Below are 19,484 nucleotides of genomic sequence, written 5' to 3'. Positions count from 1 at the left end.
GCCCTGCCACGCCTGCCCATGCCCCGCCGCCCGCCGCGTTCCCCGCGCCGGGTGGCCGGGCTGTCGTTGCTGGAAATGCTGCTGGTGGTGGCGCTGATCGCGATCATCGGGGCGGTCACCGCCACGGCGATGAACGGCGGCATCGACGGCATGCGGTTGCGCAATGCCGGCAAGGAACTGGCCAGCCAGCTGCGTTACACCCGCACCCAGGCCATCGCCACCGGTGAGCGGCAGCGCTTCCTGATCGACCCGCAGGCACGCACCTGGCAGGCCGCCAACGGTCGCCACGGCACGGTGCCGCCCAGCCTGGAGGTGCGCTTCCGCGGCGCGCGCGAAGTGGCCACGGCTGCCGGCCAGGGCGCCATCGCGTTCTACCCCGATGGCGCCTCCAGCGGCGGCAGCATCGACCTGCAGGTGCGCGACGCGGTCTGGCACATCGACGTGGGCTGGATCACCGGCGACGTACGCTCGGGCCCACGGCGGGAGGGCCCATGAAACACCAGCGCGGCTACTCGCTGCTTGAGGTGATCGTGGCCTTCGCGGTGCTGGCACTGGCGTTGACGTTGTTGCTGGGCAGCCTGTCCGGGGCCTCGCGGCAGATCAAGCAGGCCGACCTGCGCAGCCGTGCGGTGCTGCATGCGCAATCGCTGCTGGCCGTCACCGGCGTGGTCGAGCCGTTGCAGGACGGCGAGCGCAGCGGGGAATGGGAAGACGGGCGTTACCGCTGGCAACTGCAGGTGGCGCCGTACCAGGAGCCGCGCACCGACGCGTTGCCGGTGGCCGACACCGTCGCCGGCCCGCGCCTGGCACAGCTGACCCTGCAGGTCTCCTGGGGCGACACCGACGCCGATCGCATGCAATGGCGCAGCCTGCGCCTGCTGCCCGCCGATACGGGGACGCCGCGATGAGCCGTGCACATCGCGGCTTCACCCTGATCGAAGTGCTGCTGGCCACCGCGTTGCTGGTCGGGGGGCTGGCCCTGGCGTTTGCCACCGTGCGTTCGGCGCTGGCCATCAGCCAGCGCGGCGAACAGATGGCCGCGCACAATGAGCGCATGCGGGCGGTGGAAGGTTTCCTGCGGCGGCGCCTGTCGATGGCCATGCTGACCGCCACCACGCCACCGGACCCGACCCGCGAACCGGTGTACTTCCTGGGCGAGCCGCAGCACATGCTGTTCGTGTCCGATCTGCCCGGCTACCTCGGCCGCGGCGGCCCGTATGTACACGAACTGCAGGTGCGCGGCAGCGGCGACGCGCAGCGCCTGGATCTGGCGCTGACCCTGGTGCAGAACGGCGAGCGCATCGAGGAGACCCCGCCGCGCCCGCCCGAGGCACTGGCCGATGCGCTGCGCGCGGTGACGTTCCGGTACCGCGGCATCGACCCGCGCAACGGTCAGCTGGGTGAGTGGCAGGACCGCTGGGACGACACCCGCCGCCTGCCCAGCCTGGTGTCCATCAGCGTCACCCCACGCCAGGGTCCGGCATGGCCGCCCATGGTGGTGGCCTTGGCACAGCAGTCGCGCGGAGCGCGCCCATGAGGCGCGCGCGCGGCGCCGCGCTGGTGCTGGTGCTGTGGCTGATCGCGCTGCTTACCGCGGTGGTAGGCGCGTTCGCGCTGAGTGCCCGTATCGAACACATGCAGCAGCGCGTCATCAACGACGATGCCATCGGCCAGGAGCACGCACGTGCCGGGCTGGAGTACGCGTTGTACCGGCTGCAGCCCAGTGCAACCCGACCACCGTGGGTGGCCGACGGCCGCCGCTATCGCTGGGAATTCGACCAGCGCCGGATCGACCTGCGGATCGTCGATGAGAACGGCAAGATCAACCTGAACCTGGCCGACGCCACGTTGCTGCGCGCGTTCCTCGCGGCGATGGACGTGGCGCCCGAACGTGCGGGCCCGCTGGCCGGCGCGATCGTTGACTGGCGCGATGCCGACAGTCTCAAGCAGCCCGGCGGCGGCGCCGAATTGCCTGAGTATGTCGCCGCCGGCCTGCCGTATGGCCCGCGCAACAACCGCTTCGAGACACTCGGCGAACTGCAGCGCGTGCTCGGCATGGATGCGGCGCTGTATGAACAGCTGGAGCCGATGCTGACCCTGTACAGTCGGCAGTCGCGTCCGGATCCGCGTTTCGCGGCCGGTCCGGTGTTGACCGCACTTGGGCTGGATGCTCCGCGGCTGCTTGCCGAACGCGAGCGGGCCCAGGCCGGTGAAGATGCGAAAGTGGGCGGTGCAGCGCTTGCCAGTGGCAGCGGCACCTATAGTATCGAGAGCCGCGCAACGGATGAACGCGGCAAGGTATCGGTTCTGCGGGGCGTGGTGCGGACGGGGACCGCCGGCACGCCGGGAACCCCTTACACAGTCCTTCGGTGGGAACAGGGAATGGCAGCACGATGACGGCATGGCGGGACACTCTGGTGCGGGCACAGGGGCAGATGGCGCCGGGCGTGGTCAATGGCCTGCGCTGGTGGCGGCGTTCGTTGCTGGCATGGCTGCCCGAGCGCTGGCAGTGGGCGCTGGGCTGGTCTCGCTCGCGGCTGTTGTTGCAGCAGCAGGGCGATCAACTGCACGTGCTGCGCGATGGCGGCCTGCATACCGAGCGGGTGCTGGAACTGCCCTGGCCACAGACCCCGGCCGCGCTGGAGCAGCGCCTGGATGCGCGCCTGCGCACACTGCCGCGGCATTGGCTGCTGCCGGCCGCGGCCGCACTGCGCCGCCCGCTGCGCCTGCCGGCAGCGGCCGCCAGCCGCCTGCGCGACGTGGTGGGGTTCGAAATCGACCGCCAGACGCCGTTTGAACCGGCGCAGGTCAGCTTCGACGTGCGCGAATTGGGCGCGCTGGATGACGGCCAGCTGCAGGTGGAACTGGTGGTGATGCCACGCCAGGCGCTGGAACAGTGGGCGCAGCAGGTGGGGCCGTGGGCGCAGGGCCTGGCCGGCGTGGATATTGCCGATGCCGAGGGCCAGCCGCTGGGCGTGAACCTGCTGCCGCTGGACCAGCGGCAGGCGCAGCGCGATCCGATGCGCCGCTGGAACCTGCTGATGGGGCTGGCGGCGCTGGTGCTGCTGGCCCTGTCCGGCCAGCAGATCCTGGACAACCGCCAGGCAGCGGCCGATGCGCTGGCCGAGCAGGTCAACGCGGCCGCACGCGATGCGCGCCAGGTGGCCGCCGAGCGCCAGCACCTGCAGACGCTGGTGGAAGGCGCGGCCTTCCTCGAACAGAAACGCATGGCCCATGCCAGCACGGTGGAGCTGTGGAATGAACTGACCCAGCTGCTGCCCGATGGCACCTACCTGGAAAAGCTGTCGGTGGAAGGCGATTCCCTGCAGTTGATCGGGCTGAGCCGCGAGGCGTCGCAACTGGTGCCGCTGCTGCAGGACTCGCCGCTGTGGCGCAAGGTCAACCTGACCGGCGTGCTGCAGGCCGATGGTGGCGCGGCCGGCCGCGACCGCTTCACCCTGACCGCCGAACTGCAGCCGTTGCCCGGTGCCACCCCCGCAGCGCCCGCCGCTGCACCTGCCGCGGAGGGTGCCGATGGCAATGCCGACCACACGCCGTGACCGCTGGCTGGCGCTGGCGTTGCTGCTGGCGGTGATCGCACTGGCCTACCTGGTGCTGGTGCACCCGTGGTTCACCCGGCCGCTGCTGGCCATCAATACCGACATCAGCGACCTGCAGGAGCGCGATCAGCGCGTGCAGGCCCAGCTGCAGCAGCGCGGCGCCGTCGCGCGGGGTCTGCAGCAGGCACAGGCGGCCCTGGCGGGCCGGCCCGGTTTCCTGCGTGAGGCCACCGCCGAGTCGGCGGCCGCAGCGTTGTCCTCGCGCCTGCAGGACGCCGTGGCATCGGCCAGCCCCGGCAACCGCAGCTGCACCATCAGCAACCGCTCGCCACTGCAGGACACCAGCGCCGATGCCGTGTTCCCCAAGGTGGCGCTGCAGGTGCGGTTGCGCTGCGGCATTCCGGAAATGGCCGCCGTGCTGTACACCCTGGAAACCGGCAGCCCGCGCCTGTTCGTCAACAACCTCAACCTGCTCGCACAGCGCTTCCAGCAATCGCCGAATGAAACCGGCACCGGGCTGGACGTGTCCTTCGAACTGGTGGGCTACCTTCAGCCCGGGGGCGCCGCGGATCCGGTCGCGCCGGCGCCGACCGGTGCCGCGATGCCGGCCGATGGCAGCGGCCTGACCCCGGCCGGCCCCGTGCCGGCCGATGCCCCGTCCGCCGCCAACGCCCAGGCCGCCGCCGACGCCCGGACAGACGCCAACGCCAACGCAGCCGCGTATGCAGCGCAGGCCGCCGACGATGCGGCCGCAACCGCGACCAACGCTGCCGATGCGGCTGCCGACGCCGCCGCTGCTGCAGAGGCCGACCATGAAGATTGAGCTCACCTCCCTGCGCAGTTGGTGGCTGGCCACCGTAGTGGCATGGGCCGCCGCGATCTGGATCGCCAGCCTGTTCGGGCTGGGCAGCCATCTCCCGGTGGCCGCCGAGGGCGACCGTACCGCGTCGCCGCTGCCGGTGCTGTCGGCGGCCGCGCCGGAGCGCATCGCCTCAGCCGAGGCCTACGCCCAGATCGGCGCGCGCCCGTTGTTCGCCGAAGACCGCCGGCCGCGTCCGTACCTGCTCGGCGGCAGCGAACCGGGCGCGTCCAGTGCAGTCAGCCTGACCGGTGTGCTGCTCACGTCCGAATTCAGCATGGCCATCCTCACCACCGACCAGAAGCAGTCGTTGCGCCTGCGCCTCAACGGCGACCCGGTCAACGGCTGGCAGCTGCTGGCACTGGAACCGCGCAGCGCCACGGTCAGTGGCCCCGGCGGCACCCAGGTGCTGGAACTGACCGTGTTCAACGGGCAGGGCGGCGAGCCGCCGACCGTGCTGGGCAATCCGGTCAATGGCGCGGTGCCGCCGGCCGGCGCCGGCGTGATGCCGTTGCCGCCGCCGCCGCCACCGCCTGGCCAGCCCGTGCGGCCGGTGCAGGTGGCCGCCCCCGCGGCACCGGCACCGTCGGCACCCGCCGCCCCCACTACTCCGGCCCAAGGCCCCAGTGATGCACAGATGCAGGCCATCCGTGCGCGCATCCAGGCGCGCCGCCAGCAACTGCAGCAACAACAACAATCGCAGCGACCGCCCGCGGGCGGCTCCGGCCAGAACCCTTAGAGTGACAGCATGACACTGCGCCTTTTCTCACCGCGTCTCTTCTCCCTGTCCCTGCTTGCCAGCGTGCTGGTCGGCTGCGCCACGGTGCCTGCACCGGAAGTGCGCCGCAACGCCGTGCTCGACAGCCACCAGGTGGTCGCCGGGGATGGTTCCCGCGACGGCGTGAATGCCGAACCGCTGGAAGCCACCGGCGCACCGCAGCCGGTGATCCGCCGCGGCACCGGCACCATGATCAACCGCAGCGCGGCAGCCGCGGCGGCACCGTCGCTGGGGCAGGCCGGCAACGGCACGGCCACCTTCAACTTCGAAGGGGAATCGGTGCACGCGGTGGTCAAGGCGATCCTGGGCGACATGCTCGGCCAGAACTACGTCATCGCCCCCGGGGTGCAGGGCACCGTCACCCTGGCCACGCCCAAGCCGGTGTCGTCGGCACAGGCGTTGAACCTGCTGGAGATGGTGCTGGGCTGGAACAACGCCCGCATGGTCTACAGCGGTGGCCGCTACAACATCGTTGCCGCCGACCAGGCCCTGGCCGGCACCGTCGCACCGAGCACCGCCCCGGCGGCCAACGCGCGCGGCTTCGAGGTGCGGGTGATCCCGCTGCAGTACATCTCGGCCACCGAAATGAAGAAGGTGCTGGAGCCGTACGCGCGCCCCAACGCCATCGTCAACGTCGACAGTGGCCGCAACGTCATTACCCTGGGCGGCACCCGCAGCGAACTGGAAAACTACCTGCGCACGGTGGAGATCTTCGACGTCGACTGGTTGTCGGGCATGTCGGTGGGCGTGTTCCCGATCCAGACCGGCAAGGCCGAACAGGTCGCCGCCGACCTGGAGAAAGTGTTCGGTGAGGAAAGCAAGACGCCCAGCGCCGGCATGTTCCGTTTCCTGCCGCTGGAGAACGCCAATGCCGTGCTGGTGATCACCCCGCAGGCGCGGTATCTCGACCAGATCCAGCAGTGGCTGGAGCGCATCGACACCGCCGGTGGCAGCGCACGGTTGTTCTCCTACGAGCTGCGTTACGTCAAGGCCAAGGACCTGGCCGAGCGCCTGGCCGAAGCCTTCGCCAACGAAAACAGCCGCGGTGGGCGCGGCAGCAGTGGTTCACTGGCGCCGGGCGCAACCCAGATGGACCTGGGCGGGCGCGACAACGCTAACAACTCCACCACGCTCAACACCGGGTCCGGCAGCGGCAGTGGCCGCGGCGGGCTGGGCGAGGGCACCCTGAGCCTGCCGCAGCGGCAGAACGGCAACGCCAGTTTCAGCCTGGAAGTGCAGGGCGACACCGTGGGCATCTCGGCGGTGGAAGAAACCAATACGCTGCTGGTGCGCTCCACCCCGCAAGCCTGGCGGTCGATCCGCGAGGTCATTGAAAAGCTCGACGTGATGCCGATGCAGGTGCACATCGAAGCGCAGGTGGCCGAAGTGTCGCTGACCGGCGACCTCAGCTACGGCGTCAACTGGTTCTTCGAGCAGGCCGTGGCCACCGGCAAGACCGAAAGCGGCATCGACCTGCCCAGCGCGCTGGGGCGTTCGATCTGGGGCAGCATTTCCGGCGCGGTCGGCGATGGTGGGGTGGGCTGGACCTTCCTCGGCAAGAACGCGGCGGCGGTGGTGACGGCGCTGGACAAGGTCAGCAACCTGCGCCTGCTGCAGACCCCGTCGCTGTTCGTGCGCAACAACGCCGAAGCCACGCTCAACGTGGGCACCCAGATCCCGATCAACTCGGTGTCGGTCAACACCGGCACCGGCGGCGACAACACCTACAGCCAGGTGCAGTACCTGGACACCGGCGTGATCCTCAAGGTCCGCCCGCGCATCACCCGCGATGGCGTGGTGTTCCTGGACATCGTGCAGGAAGTCAGCTCGGCCGGTGCCATTCCGGCCGGCTGCGACCCGACCAAGACCACCTGCAACCCGCCCATCAACACGCGCAAGATTTCCACCGAAGCGGCCGTGCAGAGCGGGGACACCATCATGCTGGCGGGGTTGATCACCAACTCCGACGAAGACGGCTCCAACGGCGTTCCGGGGCTGAGCAAGATTCCGGTGCTGGGCGCCCTGTTCGGCAGGAAGACCCAGAACACCGGTCGTTCGGAAGTGATCGTGCTGCTCACGCCCACCATCGTCCGCAACGCGCAGGAATCGCGCACCCTCACCGACGAGTACAGCAACCGCTTCCGCGCCATGGAGCCGTTCCCGAACCACCCGAAGCCGAAGAACTGAGCTACGCTGCGGCCACGCGTGCCGCACACAGGGGGACCGATGGGGACGATCGTGCTGCTGCCGATCGGGGTCGATGACACCGCCCTGGATCTATGCCTGGGCGCACTGGACGCCGGCACGCCGGCCGACACCGCGGTATGGCTGGCCGACGACGGCCAGGCCGGCCCGCGCGTACAGCCGGTGATCGAGCACTGGCTGGCCCACACCCGGCTGCGTGCCGAATACACCCGGCGCGCGCGCAGCATCGGCGAGGTGGCCCACCTGGATGAGATGTTGCGCGCCTGTGCAGGCGCCGACGTGGTGGTGCTGGCGCCCGACGCCATTCCCGCGCCGGGCTGGCTGCAGCAGCTGGATGCCTGTTTCGCGCGCGACCCGTCGATCGGCTCGGCCACGCCGTGGTGCAACGCCGGTGAAACCGCGGCCTGGCCACGGCTGGGCGAGATCGATCCGGTACCGGCCGACCTCAACGCGATGGCCCAGGCCTGCGCCGGATTGCCGCCGATGCATCCCGAACTGCCCTCGGCGGTCACCCACGCGGTACTGCTGCGGGCCAATGCACGGCGCAAGGCCGGTGGCCTGGACATGCACAGTTACGGCTCGTGGAATGCCGCACTGGTCGACCTGAGCCTGCGCATGGCCGGGCTGGGCTGGCGCAACGCATTGTGCGAAACCGCCTTCGTGGCGCGCGCCGGCGAAGCCACCGCCTTCGATGGCGACATGGACGCGTTGGGCACGCGCTGGCCGGGCTGGCAGCCTCGCCTGGCCGCGTTCCTGATGGCCGACCCGCTGCGCAGCACCCGTGAAACCCTGCAGCAGTTGCACCGGCAGGCGATAATGCCGCGTTCGCAGGGCGACTTGTTCGCCCCGCCGCCTGCATCCCTTCCGGAGTCACCCGTGTGAGCATTGCCATCGCCGCGATCGTTGTCAGCTACCAGAGCGCGAGCACGCTGGATGCCTGTCTGGCCAGGCTGCGCGGGGCCGACGGCGTGGTCGAGATCCGGGTAGTCGACAACGGCTCCACCGATGCCACCCTGGATATCGTGCAACGCCACGCCACCGCCGACCCGCGCGTGCGGTTCATCGCCAACCCGGACAACCCTGGCTTCGCGGCCGCCAACAACCAGGGCGTGGCCGACAGCCGCGCACCGTGGCTGGCCTTCATCAACCCCGACCTGCTGGTCGAGCCCGGCACCCTGGCCGCGTTGTGCGAACGTGGCATGGCCATCGGCGATTGCCTGCTGGGCATTGAACAGGTCGACGAGCAGGGCCAGCCCGACCCGGCCGTGCGCCGTCGCGACCCGGACTTCGGGGCGATGCTGCGCTCGCCGGGGCAGGGCGCCAAGCTGGCGATCCCGGTCGACCACAGCCTGCCGCTGCAGCCGGTGCCGGCGCTGTCGGGGGCGTTGCTGCTGATGCCGCGCACCCTGTTCGACCGCATCGGCGGCTGGGATGCCGGTTACCGCCTGCACGCCGAAGACCTCGACCTGTGCCGTCGCGTGCGCCAGGCCGGCGCGCTGGTGGCGATCGCCAACGACCTGCAGGCGGTGCACGTGCGCGGGGTGTCCAGCCGCTCGCGGCCGTTCTTCGTGGAATGGCACAAGCACCGCGGCCTGTGGCGCTACTTCCGCAAGTTCGAAGCCAACCAGCGCAGCCTGCCGGTACAGGGCGCGGTGTTCGCCGCGATCTGGGCCCACGCGGTGGTACAGATTCCAAGGCTGCTGCGCGCGCGGTAACGACCGACCGCGAGCCGGCAGGCGTACCGCGGTACCGATATCGACCAACGGTCGATACCTACCCCACATTGCCACGCATCCGGGGTGTACCCACCGTTGGTGGGCACATTCACGCAGGCGCCCAATCGCCGCATCCCGGTAGGTACCCACCGTTGGTGGGTACATCCACACAGGCACACAATCGCCGCATCCCGGTAGGTACCCACCGTTGGTGGGTACCTCCACGCAGGCACCCAATCACCGCATCCCGGTAGGTACCCACCGCTGGTGGGTACATCCACGCAGGCACCCAATCGCCGCATCCCGGTAGGTACCCACCGTTGGTGGGTACATCCACGCAGGCGCCCAATCGCCGCGTCCCGGTAGGTACCCACCGTTGGTGGGTACATCCACGCAGGCACCCAATCGCCGCATCCCGGTAGGTACCCACCGTTGGTGGGTACAATCCACGCAGGCGCCCAATCGCCGCATCCCGGTAGGTACCCACCGTTGGTGGGTACATCCACGCAGGCACCCAATCGCCGCATCCCCGGTAGGTACCCACCGCTGGTGGGTACCTCCACGCAGGCGTCCAATCACCGCATCCCCGGTAGGTACCCACCGTTGGTGGGTACATCCACGCAGGCGCATAATCGCAGCATGATCATCCAGTCCCTGCTCGACACCGACCTGTACAAATTCACCATGATGCAGGCGGTGCTGCATCAGCATCCCGGCGCCCAGGTCCAGTACCGGTTCAAGTGCCGCACCCCCGGCATCGACCTGGCCAGCTACATCGACCAGATCAACGCCGAGATCGACCACCTGTGCCAGCTCCGCTTCAGCACCGAAGAGCTGGAGTACATGCGCGGCCTGCGCTTCGTCAAAGCGGATTTCGCCGACTTCCTCGGCCTGTTCCACCTGGACCGCAAGTACATCCGGCTGCAGCCGTCGGCCAGCGTGCCCGGCGAGATCGAGCTGGACATCACCGGCCCCTGGCTGCACACCATCCTGTTTGAAGTGCCCTTGCTGGCGATCATCAACGAGGTGTGGTTCCGCAACACCACCACCGCCGATTTCGCCGAAGGCGAGCGCCGCCTGCAGGCCAAGACCGCGCTGCTGCGCGACACGCCCGGCTTCGAGCTGTGCCGTATCGCCGACTACGGTAGCCGTCGCCGCTACTCGCGCGAGTGGCATGCGCGCATGCTGCCGATGATGCGCGACGCGCTGGGGTCGCAGTTCGTGGGCACCAGCAACGTGCATTTCGCCCGCCTGTACGGCATGACCCCACACGGCACCATGGCCCACGAGTACCTGCAGGCGTTCCAGGCATTGGGCCCGCGCCTGCGCGATTCGCAGGTGGCGGCGCTGGAATCCTGGGCGCGCGAATACCGCGGCGATCTCGGCATCGCGCTCTCCGACGTGGTCGGCCTGGACGCGTTCCTGCGCGACTTCGACATGTACTTCTGCAAGCTGTTCGATGGCGTGCGCCACGACTCCGGCGACCCCTTCGCCTGGGGCGACCGCATGCTCGCGCACTTCAAGGATCGCCGCGTCGATCCGCGCAGCAAGGTGCTGGTCTTCAGCGATGGCTTGAACATCGAGAAGGTGATGCAGCTGTTCGACTACTTCCGTGGCCGCTGTCAGGTCGCCTTCGGCGTCGGTACGCACCTCACCAACGACCTGGGGCCGACCCCGCTCAACATCGTCATCAAGATGGTCCGCTGCAATGGCCAGCCGGTGGCCAAGCTGAGCGATTCGCCGGGCAAGAGCATGTGCGATGACCCCGGCTACCTGGCCTACCTGCGCCAGGTATTCGAACTTTCACCGGGGTGAAACGAACAAAAGCGCCACAATGAGCCGTGTTCCGGGGCAATAAGTGACGCACAGCGTCACTTTTCGGGAAAATGTGATCTCCATCACGTTGCACTGGCTAGCTCGCCGCACTTGGCCTACGATTTGCGTGATGGAAGTCACAGTCGTTGGTCATCACAGGGAGCAGTCGGGTGAAGGTTCTATCTGTTTTTGGTACGCGGCCTGAAGCCATCAAGATGGGACCGCTGGTCCGCGCGCTGCATGCCGCGCCGGGCATCGAGTCCATCGTCTGCATCACCGGCCAACACCGGGCGATGCTCGACCAGGTGATGTCGCTGTTCGACATCCACCCCGATCACGACCTCGATGTCATGGTCGCCAACCAGACCCTCAACGGGCTGTGTTCCCGCCTGTTCGCCAAACTCGACGCGCTCTACGAGCAGGTGCAGCCGGACCGCGTTCTGGTCCACGGCGATACCAGCACGGCGATGACCGCGGCGCTGGCGGCCTTCCACCGCCGCATTCCGGTGGCGCACGTTGAAGCCGGCCTGCGCACCGGCGACCTGCAGCAGCCGTGGCCCGAAGAGATGAACCGCCGCGTGATCGACGTGGTCGCCGATCATCTGTTCGCCCCCACCAACAGCTCGCGCTACAACCTGGAACAGGAAAACCTGGCCGGGCGCATCAGCGTGACCGGCAACACCGTCATCGACGCGCTCAAGCAGACCGTCGAACGCATCGACCAGGACGCGACGCTGCGCACCTCGATCGACGCGCATTTCCCGTTCCTGGAAAGCCAGCGCAAGCTGCTGCTGGTCACCGGCCACCGCCGCGAGAACTTCGGCGGCGGCTTCGAGAACATCTGCCGCGCGCTGGCCGAGCTGGCCCTGCGCGACGACCTGCAGATCGTGTACCCGGTGCATCTCAACCCGAACGTGCAGGGGCCGGTGCATGCCCATCTGGGCGGGCTGGACAACGTGCACCTGATTCCACCGCAGGACTACCTCAGCTTCGTGCGCCTGATGCAGCGTGCGCATGTGGTGCTGACCGACTCCGGCGGCGTGCAGGAAGAAGCCCCGGCGCTGGGCCGCCCGGTCCTGGTAATGCGCGATGTCACCGAGCGCCCCGAAGCGGTGCAGGCCGGCGTGGTGCGCCTGGTGGGCACCGATCCGGCGCGGATCGTGGCGGCCGTGCACGACGCCTGCAACGGGCCGCGGGTGGCGGCGCACTTCATCGCCGATGCCAGCCCGTACGGCGACGGACGCGCCTCGGCGCGGATCGTTGCCGCGCTGCGCGGTGAACCGTTCGACGAGTTCGTGGCCGCCCATGCGGCGCCGCTGTCCCAACCCTCCCTTTCCGAAGTGACGCCATGACCCCGACCAACCGTAGTACCGCTCGTTTTCCCCAGGTATTACCGCTGGCCCTGGTCCTGGCACTCCCCCTCAGTCCTGCCTACGCCGCCGACACCGCGGCCGGGCAGTTCACCGAGTGGGCGGCCGACGCCACCGTGACGCGCAGCATGACGCTGCGTGAGCTGGGCTTCCGCCAGCCGCTGACCCTCAGCGGCCAGGAAAGCCAGCGCGAAATCTACCTGCCTGTTCCGGCTGGCGTGCCCACCCGCGACGCGCAGTTGCAGCTGGACGGCCGCTACGTGCGCGGTCACACCGGGCGCAGTTCGGGCTTGTGGTCGGTCGATGGCGACCCGGTCGCGGCGCGGTCGATCACCGATGCGCAGGGCGATGCCAGCCAGCTGCTGGCCATCGATGGCCTGCCGCGTGACAACGGCTTCGTCCGCGTGGCCGTGGGCTGGTGGTCGGTGGTGTCCGACTACCGCTGCGCCGACCAGAGCGCGCCGGCCAACGTGCTGCGGCTGTCGCCGGACTCGCGTTTCAGCTACCGCTTCGACGGGCGTGCGGTGAACACCGTGGCCAAGGCCTGGGGCGCACTGCCGACGCGCGTGCGCGTGCTGGTGGATGGCAAGACGCTGCAGGCGCCGGCCTACGACGCCGCGTGGCGGGTGGGCGCGGCGCTGCGCAACGGCGGCAAGCAGGTGGACGTGGTGGCACTGCCGGCGGTGGGCAGCACGGTGGACCTCACCGGCATCACCATTCCGGCCAGCCTGCAGGGCGTGCCGGCGTATGCGGCGCTGGCCGCAGGCGGCACCCAGCATCGCATTGCCAGCCTGGCCGAAGTCGGCGCGCTGCTGTCGCTGCGCGACAGCGGTCCGCTGGCCATTGATGTGGCGATCAGTACCGACCCGCTGCGCGCCGGTGTGCGCGCGGCACTGGATGCCCTGGCCACCGAGGTCGGTGCCAGTGGTGGCGATGCCGCCAGCGCCTTTACCGCCTGGCGCGGCAGCGACATGGCCGCGCTGGAGAAGGGCACCGGCACCGCGTCGGTCAGCGTCGCCGCCGTGGCCGGGCGCCCGACCCTGGTGGTGGCGGCCAACGCCGGCGCCAAGGTGGCCGGCCTGCTGAGTGAGCAGTGGCGCGCCTATGCACTGGGCCACACCCTGCAGGTGGCCGAGGCCAGCCCGGCCCCGGTGGGCGACAACGCGGTGCTGCTCAGCCGCCTGGGCGACATCGCCGGCACCCTGGACATCGTGACCCGCGGCGATCGCACCGCCAGCTTCGCACTCGGCGCGCTGTCGGCCGACGGCCGCCTGCCCGATCAGGTGGTGGTCGACGTCTCCGCTGCACCCAATGCGGCCGGGCAGGGCGCGGTGGCGAGCCTCTACTTCAACGATTACCTGCTGGGCGCCAAGGTGCTCGCCGCCGATGGCAAGCCGCAGCGGCTGGTGGCCAAGGTGCCGGCCTATGCGCTGGCCGCACGCAACGAGGTGCGCATCAGCTTCCTGCGCCAGCCGGCACGTCCGTACTGTCATGACCCGGCCACCGCGTTCCCGGTGTCGATCCTGCCCAGCAGCCACCTGACGCTGGCCAAGCGCACCCTGGACGCCGACTTCGTCGGTGCCGCCAGCCAGCTGGCCCACGCCAATGAGGTGTTCGTGCCGGCCACCTGGCTGCAGGACGCCCCGGCGTCGCTGGCCAAGGTGATCGCCATCGCCAGCGCGGTCGGTGTGTCGCCGCAGGGGGCCGAACTGAAGGTAGTCGCGGCCGGTACCGCGATCAGCCCGGCGCGGCCTTACCTGGCCTTCGCACTGGCCCCCTCCGGGGTCACGCCGGCCGGTCTGAAGGACGGCCGCCTGGTGGTCAACGGTGCCACCCAGCCGCTGCTCGACCTGGCCGGCCTGGACCGTGCCGCAGCGGTGCAGGTGGTGGACGGGGGCGGCCATACCGGCGTGCTCTACAACGACCTCGGCGCGCAGGGCCCGGCGCTGGACCAGCCGTTCCGTCTGTTGCGCGGCGACCTGGCCGTGCTCGACGGCAGCGGCGTGGTCAGCGATTTCGACAGCCACGACCCCTATGGCGCGCGCCTGGCCGAGAGCGGCAATCCGCAGCCCTGGTGGCAACAGCACATGGTGTGGTTGCTGGTCCTGGTCGGGCTGGTGGTGTTCGCGCTGTTGGCGGCTCGTGTAACCCAGGTCCGTCGTCGCCGCACGTCCGCAAGCAACGGTCACTGACCGGCCGTGGACGGTCTGTTCTGGAACATCCAGCTGGCCAACTACTACGCTGCCCTGGAAACAGTGGCAGCGGCGGTCGCCGTGCTGATCCTGATCTCCAGCCTCGACGACCTGTTCATCGACATCTGGTACTGGGTGCGCGAAAGCTGGCGCACCCTGACCGTCAAGAAGCGCCGCGAATACCGCCCGCTGACCCAGCAGGACCTGCTGCAGCGTCCGGAACAACCCCTGGCGATCATGGTGCCGGCCTGGGCCGAGTACGACGTGATCGCGCAGATGGTGGAAAACATGATCGATGTACTCGACTACCGCGAGTACATCGTCTTTGTCGGCACCTATCCCAACGACGCCGAGACCATCGCCGAAGTAGAGCGCATGCGGCGGCGCTACAAACGCCTGCGCCGCGTGGAAGTGCCGCATGCCGGACCGACCAGCAAGGCCGACTGCCTGAACTGGCTGATCCTGTCGATCTTCGACTACGAGAAGCGCCACGACATCGAATTTGCCGGGGTGGTCCTGCACGACAGCGAAGACGTGCTGCACCCGATGGAGCTGCGCTTCTTCAACTACCTGCTGCCGCGCAAGGACATGATCCAGCTGCCGGTCACCTCGCTGGACCGCGAGTGGTACGAGCTGATCGCCGGCGTGTACATGGACGAGTTCGCCGAGTGGCATGCCAAGGACTTGGTGGTGCGCGAAAGCGTGTCTGGCATGGTGCCCTCGGCCGGCGTCGGCACCTGCTTCTCGCGCAAGGCGCTGCTTGCGCTGAGTGCGGCCACCGACAACCAGCCGTTCAACACCGACAGCCTCACCGAAGACTACGACGTGGGTGCGCGGCTGGCGGCGATGGGCATGCATTCGATCTTCGCCCGCTTCCCGGTGCAGTTCCGCGTGCGCCGGCCGTCGTGGTTCGGGTGGGGCCCGGTGCGCGAGAGCACCCAGTCGATGGCGCTGTGCGTGCGCGAGTATTTCCCCGACAACTTCCGCGCCTCGTACCGGCAGAAGGCACGCTGGGTGCTGGGTATCGGCCTGCAGAGCTGGGAGACGCTGGGCTGGCGCGGTTCGCTGGCCACCAAATACCTGCTGGCGCGCGACCGCAAGGGCATCGTCACCTCGTTCATCAGCATCATCGCCTACATCATCTTCCTGCAGCTGCTGCTGTTCTGGCTGCTCAAGGTGACCGGGGTATGGACCACCCAGTTCCCGACCATCTTCCAGGCCGGCACCTGGCAGATGAACGTGGCGCTGATCACCACCGCCGCGCTGGCCACCCGCGTGGTGCAGCGCTTCTACTTCGTCAACAAGCTGTACGGCTGGGAACACGGGTTGATGTCGATCCCGCGCATGGTGGTCGGCAACATGATCAACTTCATGGCCACCGCACGCGCGTGGCGGATGTTCCTGCTGTACCTGCTGTTCGGCAAGCGCATGGTGTGGGACAAGACCATGCACGATTTCCCCAGTGCCTCGCAGCTGGTGCAGACCCGCAAGCGCCTGGGCGAACTGCTCACCACCTGGCAGGCCGTGGAGCCGGAGCGGCTGGAGCAGGCGCTGCAGCAACAGCAGGGCGGGCGCCAGCAACCGCTGGGCCGCATCCTGGTGTCGCAGGGCTGGCTGGACGATGAAACCCTGGCCGAGGCGATCGCCTTCCAGGGCGACCTGGCCCGCGCGGTGATCGACGTCGACTACCTGCAGGCCGGGCAGTTCCCGCTTTCGGTCGAAGCCTGCGTGCAGTGGCGCCTGTTGCCGCTGCCGGGCAGCACCGCCGATACCTTGTCGATCGCGGTGGCCAACCCGCTCAGCGAGGCCGAGCAGGCCCAGTTGCTGCACGATGTGCATGCCACCGCACTGACGCAGTCGATCGCGCGCGAAAGCGAAATCAATGCCGGCCTGCGCCTGATCAGCGGTGAAACCTACCGCATCGACGCGGTGCCGCTGCTGGGCGACCTGCTGGTGGAGATGCAGCTGATCGCACGCGACCAGTTCGAGCGCATGCTGGACGAATACAAGCCCCAGCGTGACGGCCGCATCGGCGACTACCTGGTCAAGCACGGTGTCGCCACCGAAGCGGCGATTGCCAAAGCCGTGCGCGAGCAGCATCGTCGCTCGGGCCAACCCCAATACAGCGCCACCGGAGAGCTGAAGGCATGAGAACCACCCTGCTTTCCAGCGTGATCGCGCTGAGCCTGATCGGCCTGGGCAGTGCCAGCGTGCACGCCCAGGAATCGCTGCCGCTGTCGGGCAACGCCTACCGCATCGCCGAACAGGCGTTCGGTGCCTACGACCGTGGCGACTACCAACAGGCCTACCGTACCGCCAGCGAAGCGGTGCGGCTGCGGCCCGACGTGGCGCGCCTGCGCCTGCTGCAGATCTACGCGGCGCAGAAGCTGGGCCGCACCGACGAGGCGCGCGCGCTGGCGCGACGGGCACTTGCCGATGGCATCACCGACCCGGCCCTGCCGGGCCTGGCCGCCGCTGCACCGCGTGCCGGCACCGCCGCGGGCACCAACGTGCGCGGTGCCACCGCCGCCCGCCCCACCGCGGCCGAGCTGGCCTATCAACGCGCGTTTCCCTTGGCGGCCCAGGCCTACGAGGCGTTCAACAGCGACCGCATGGAAGAAGCCGCCAGCAAGGCCGAGCAGGCCTTCCGCCAGCAACCGCAGCAGGGCGCCTGGGCGATCCTGTGGGTGGCCTCGCTGGAGGCCGGCGGCAAGCTGGACGAGGCGCAGCAGGCGGCGGCCACCGCGCTGTCGCTGGGCGCGCCGAACCGCACCGATATTCTTGCCGCTCAGTTGCGGATCAAACGCGAGCAGGCGGTCGTGCCGGCGCAGGCCGGCTACCAGGCGCTGATCGCCTTGCGTCCGCAGGATGCTGTGGCACCTGCGCGCCAAGCGGTGGAACTGGCGCCGGAGTCGGGCAGCCATCGCTTGCTGCTGATGACCGCGTTGCTGCTCAGCAACCAGTTGCCCGAGGCGGTGGATGCGGCATCCGATGCGATTAAACAGGACAATGAAGACACCAACGCGCTGGTGATGCGCGGCTACCTGCAGCAACGGCTGGGCCGCAGCGCGCAGGCCAATGCAGACTTCGACCGCGTGCTGGCCCAGGATTGGCTGGATGGCCAGCAGCAACGCAACGTGCGTCTGCTGGCGGTGGATGCGGCGCTGGCCGCGGGCGACCGTGAGCGTGCCGAGCGCCTGCTGGCCCCGCTGCGCACCGATCCACTGACCGACGAAGATGCCGATACGCGCCGTGCCATTGCCGACGCGGTGGCCCTGCGCACCCGTTCGATGCGCTCGGCGCGACCGGGCGTGGCGCTTACCGACACCAGCTATCCTGCGCCGATCCAGCAGTGCCGTGAAACGCCCTACGGCACCCAATGCGAACTGACCCCGACCGACCTGCAGGGCGAGGGCGGCGCGGCCCAGCGTGCCTATGCCGCCTACGGCCGGCAGGACTACCAGCAGGCCATCGAAGAAGCGCGCAAGGCCGTGCAGGCCGCGCAGGACAGCGCGCCGCTGCAGTCGCTGCTGACCACCTCGCTGGCCGCCGGCGACCGCAGCCAGCAGGCCGAAGCCCGTCAGCGTCTGGATACCGCCCTGGCCACCACGCCGCAGGATGCCGGGCTGCTGATGCAGCGCGGCTACCTCAACCAGCGTGCGGGTGATCCGCGCAGCGCACTGGGGGATTTTCAGGCGGCCGAGGCAACCGGCAAGGCACCGCCCACGGTGGTGCTGGACCAGGCCTATTCCAACGCGGCGCTCGGCCAGCACCCGCAGGCGGTGACGCTGCTGCGCGGGGCGATCGACAGCGCCGACGCCGGCACGCTGCCCTTGGACGCCGCGCAGCGCTACAACACGCGTAGCTCCATCGCCAACTATTCGCGGGAATGGGGCATGACGCTGTCGGCGGGCTATCGCGGCGCGCGCCAGGCCGCCACCAACCTGGGCGGTGCGGCGATCAGCACGCCCGGCGACTCGGTGTTCGGCACGCTCGAAGCGTTCTGGCGGCCGCAGAAACTCAACAACCAGCACGGCACGATGGAACTGTATGCGCGCCTGGCCAACACGCTGTATGACGAAGGCGGCACCTTCGAATCGCTGCAGGCGGTGGACCCGTGCACCGGCATCCCCAGCGAGGATGCCCGCACGCGCGCCGAGCGCCTCAGCCGCTCGCGGTCCATCGCCGGGTGGCCGTCCACCATCGGCGCGTTCGGTGCGCGCTACACCTTCGGCCAGACCGGCCTGAGCGCCGGCATCGAGCGCCGCCAGTTCCTCGGCACCGCCACCCGCAACGGCGGCGTGTACCCGGATTCGGCCGCCATCCAGTGCCGGATCCAGATCGAATCGAGCCAGCCGCTGCAGATGACCACCGCGGCCCGCTACCGCCTGCAGGACAACGCCGGCGGCTGGATGTCCTACCTCACCTACGGCTTCTACAAAGGCACCGGGGTGCGCACCGACGTCAACCAGTGGTGGACGCTCAGTGGGTACGCCCAGGCCGGCTTTACCTGGGATGACAACCGCGCGCGCTTCACCGTGGATCAGATCGACAGCAACGGCGACATCGTGGCGCGGCTGACCGACTCCGACGGTCGCCTGCGTCGCCAGCAGTGGTTCGGTGCCGCCGAACTGCGCGCCGGCCGCAGCTACCGCTTCGGTGCCGAGCAGACACGCTGGGTGTTGAGCCCGTACCTGGTGATCGGCGCGGACTGGATCGACCAGCGCTCCAGGGTGCGCGGCATCGCCTACCCGCTGATCGGCGCGCAATCGTTCGACCTGTCCGACACCGACCGCAGCTGGTCGCTCGGTGCCGGCCCCGGCGTGGGCGTGCGCTACTGGTTCCGCGAAGACCACTACAACGCGGCGCGGTCCTACCTGGACCTGGCCGTGCAGTACCGGTTCGCTCTTGGCGGCGGCGATACGCAGCGCGCCAAGGGGCTGTTCGCTACCGCCACCTTGTACTACTGACATCGAAAAGGCATGAACGA

Annotated in this window: 14 protein-coding genes and 1 pseudogene; all 15 read left to right on the top strand. The window is 69.2% G+C overall.

Annotation, left to right across the window (positions count from 1 at the left end; all coding sequences use genetic code 11):
• The first annotated feature begins 18 nt into the window (after window positions 1-18).
• The 15 genes and pseudogenes from xpsH (at window position 19) to AC1DCJ_RS03750 (ending at window position 19,464) form a co-directional block, all read left to right on the top strand.
• Window positions 19-495, top strand: a complete 477-nt coding sequence (xpsH, locus tag AC1DCJ_RS03820; RefSeq protein WP_137191088.1) for a type II secretion system protein XpsH — start codon at window positions 19-21, stop codon at window positions 493-495.
• A complete protein-coding gene (gene xpsI, locus AC1DCJ_RS03815) occupies window positions 492-908 on the top strand; it encodes a type II secretion system protein XpsI (protein WP_137191087.1) in 417 nt (138 codons plus the stop codon). Before xpsH ends, xpsI begins: the two co-directional genes overlap by 4 nt.
• The gene (locus AC1DCJ_RS03810) at window positions 905-1,537 is read left to right on the top strand and encodes a type II secretion system protein J (RefSeq protein WP_478070156.1); all 633 of its coding nucleotides are present in this window, start codon (window positions 905-907) and stop codon (window positions 1,535-1,537) included. Before xpsI ends, AC1DCJ_RS03810 begins: the two co-directional genes overlap by 4 nt.
• Window positions 1,534-2,397 (top strand): type II secretion system minor pseudopilin, encoded by an 864-nt coding sequence (locus AC1DCJ_RS03805; RefSeq protein WP_320491272.1) that lies wholly within the window; start codon window positions 1,534-1,536, stop codon window positions 2,395-2,397. Before AC1DCJ_RS03810 ends, AC1DCJ_RS03805 begins: the two co-directional genes overlap by 4 nt.
• Window positions 2,394-3,560, top strand: a complete 1,167-nt coding sequence (locus tag AC1DCJ_RS03800) for a PilN domain-containing protein (RefSeq protein WP_478070155.1) — start codon at window positions 2,394-2,396, stop codon at window positions 3,558-3,560. Before AC1DCJ_RS03805 ends, AC1DCJ_RS03800 begins: the two co-directional genes overlap by 4 nt.
• Window positions 3,535-4,161, top strand: a pseudogene (gspM, locus tag AC1DCJ_RS03795) (type II secretion system protein GspM); the annotation flags it as partial. The gene AC1DCJ_RS03800 and the pseudogene gspM, both read left to right, overlap by 26 nt.
• Before the next feature lie 211 nt (window positions 4,162-4,372).
• A complete protein-coding gene (locus AC1DCJ_RS03790; protein WP_478070154.1) occupies window positions 4,373-5,158 on the top strand; it encodes a hypothetical protein in 786 nt (261 codons plus the stop codon).
• Between the two features lie 9 nt (window positions 5,159-5,167).
• Window positions 5,168-7,384: a type II secretion system secretin GspD gene (gene gspD / locus AC1DCJ_RS03785; protein WP_314404135.1), complete on the top strand. Its 2,217-nt coding sequence runs from the start codon at window positions 5,168-5,170 to the stop codon at window positions 7,382-7,384.
• A gap of 39 nt (window positions 7,385-7,423) precedes the next feature.
• The gene (locus tag AC1DCJ_RS03780; RefSeq protein ID WP_478070153.1) at window positions 7,424-8,284 is read left to right on the top strand and encodes a glycosyltransferase family 2 protein; all 861 of its coding nucleotides are present in this window, start codon (window positions 7,424-7,426) and stop codon (window positions 8,282-8,284) included.
• Window positions 8,281-9,117 carry a glycosyltransferase family 2 protein gene (locus tag AC1DCJ_RS03775; RefSeq protein WP_478070152.1) on the top strand — a complete coding sequence of 279 codons (837 nt, stop codon included), beginning with the start codon at window positions 8,281-8,283 and terminating at the stop codon, window positions 9,115-9,117. Before AC1DCJ_RS03780 ends, AC1DCJ_RS03775 begins: the two co-directional genes overlap by 4 nt.
• A gap of 639 nt (window positions 9,118-9,756) precedes the next feature.
• Window positions 9,757-10,932: a nicotinate phosphoribosyltransferase gene (gene pncB / locus AC1DCJ_RS03770; RefSeq protein WP_320491263.1), complete on the top strand. Its 1,176-nt coding sequence runs from the start codon at window positions 9,757-9,759 to the stop codon at window positions 10,930-10,932.
• 170 nt (window positions 10,933-11,102) lie between these two features.
• Window positions 11,103-12,284 carry a non-hydrolyzing UDP-N-acetylglucosamine 2-epimerase gene (gene wecB / locus AC1DCJ_RS03765; protein ID WP_478070151.1) on the top strand — a complete coding sequence of 394 codons (1,182 nt, stop codon included), beginning with the start codon at window positions 11,103-11,105 and terminating at the stop codon, window positions 12,282-12,284.
• Entirely contained in the window at window positions 12,281-14,494 is a 2,214-nt protein-coding gene (locus AC1DCJ_RS03760; protein ID WP_478070150.1) for a hypothetical protein, read from the top strand. The genes wecB and AC1DCJ_RS03760 overlap by 4 nt, the downstream gene beginning before the upstream one ends.
• 6 nt (window positions 14,495-14,500) lie before the next feature.
• Window positions 14,501-16,645, top strand: a complete 2,145-nt coding sequence (locus AC1DCJ_RS03755) for a glycosyl transferase family protein (RefSeq protein WP_478070149.1) — start codon at window positions 14,501-14,503, stop codon at window positions 16,643-16,645.
• Window positions 16,642-19,464, top strand: a complete 2,823-nt coding sequence (locus AC1DCJ_RS03750) for an NfrA family protein (RefSeq protein WP_478070148.1) — start codon at window positions 16,642-16,644, stop codon at window positions 19,462-19,464. Before AC1DCJ_RS03755 ends, AC1DCJ_RS03750 begins: the two co-directional genes overlap by 4 nt.
• Window positions 19,465-19,484 lie beyond the last annotated feature (20 nt).

Source organism: Stenotrophomonas sp. 10N36 (assembly GCF_056395005.1).
This window is presented reverse-complemented; position numbering and strand designations above follow the sequence as displayed.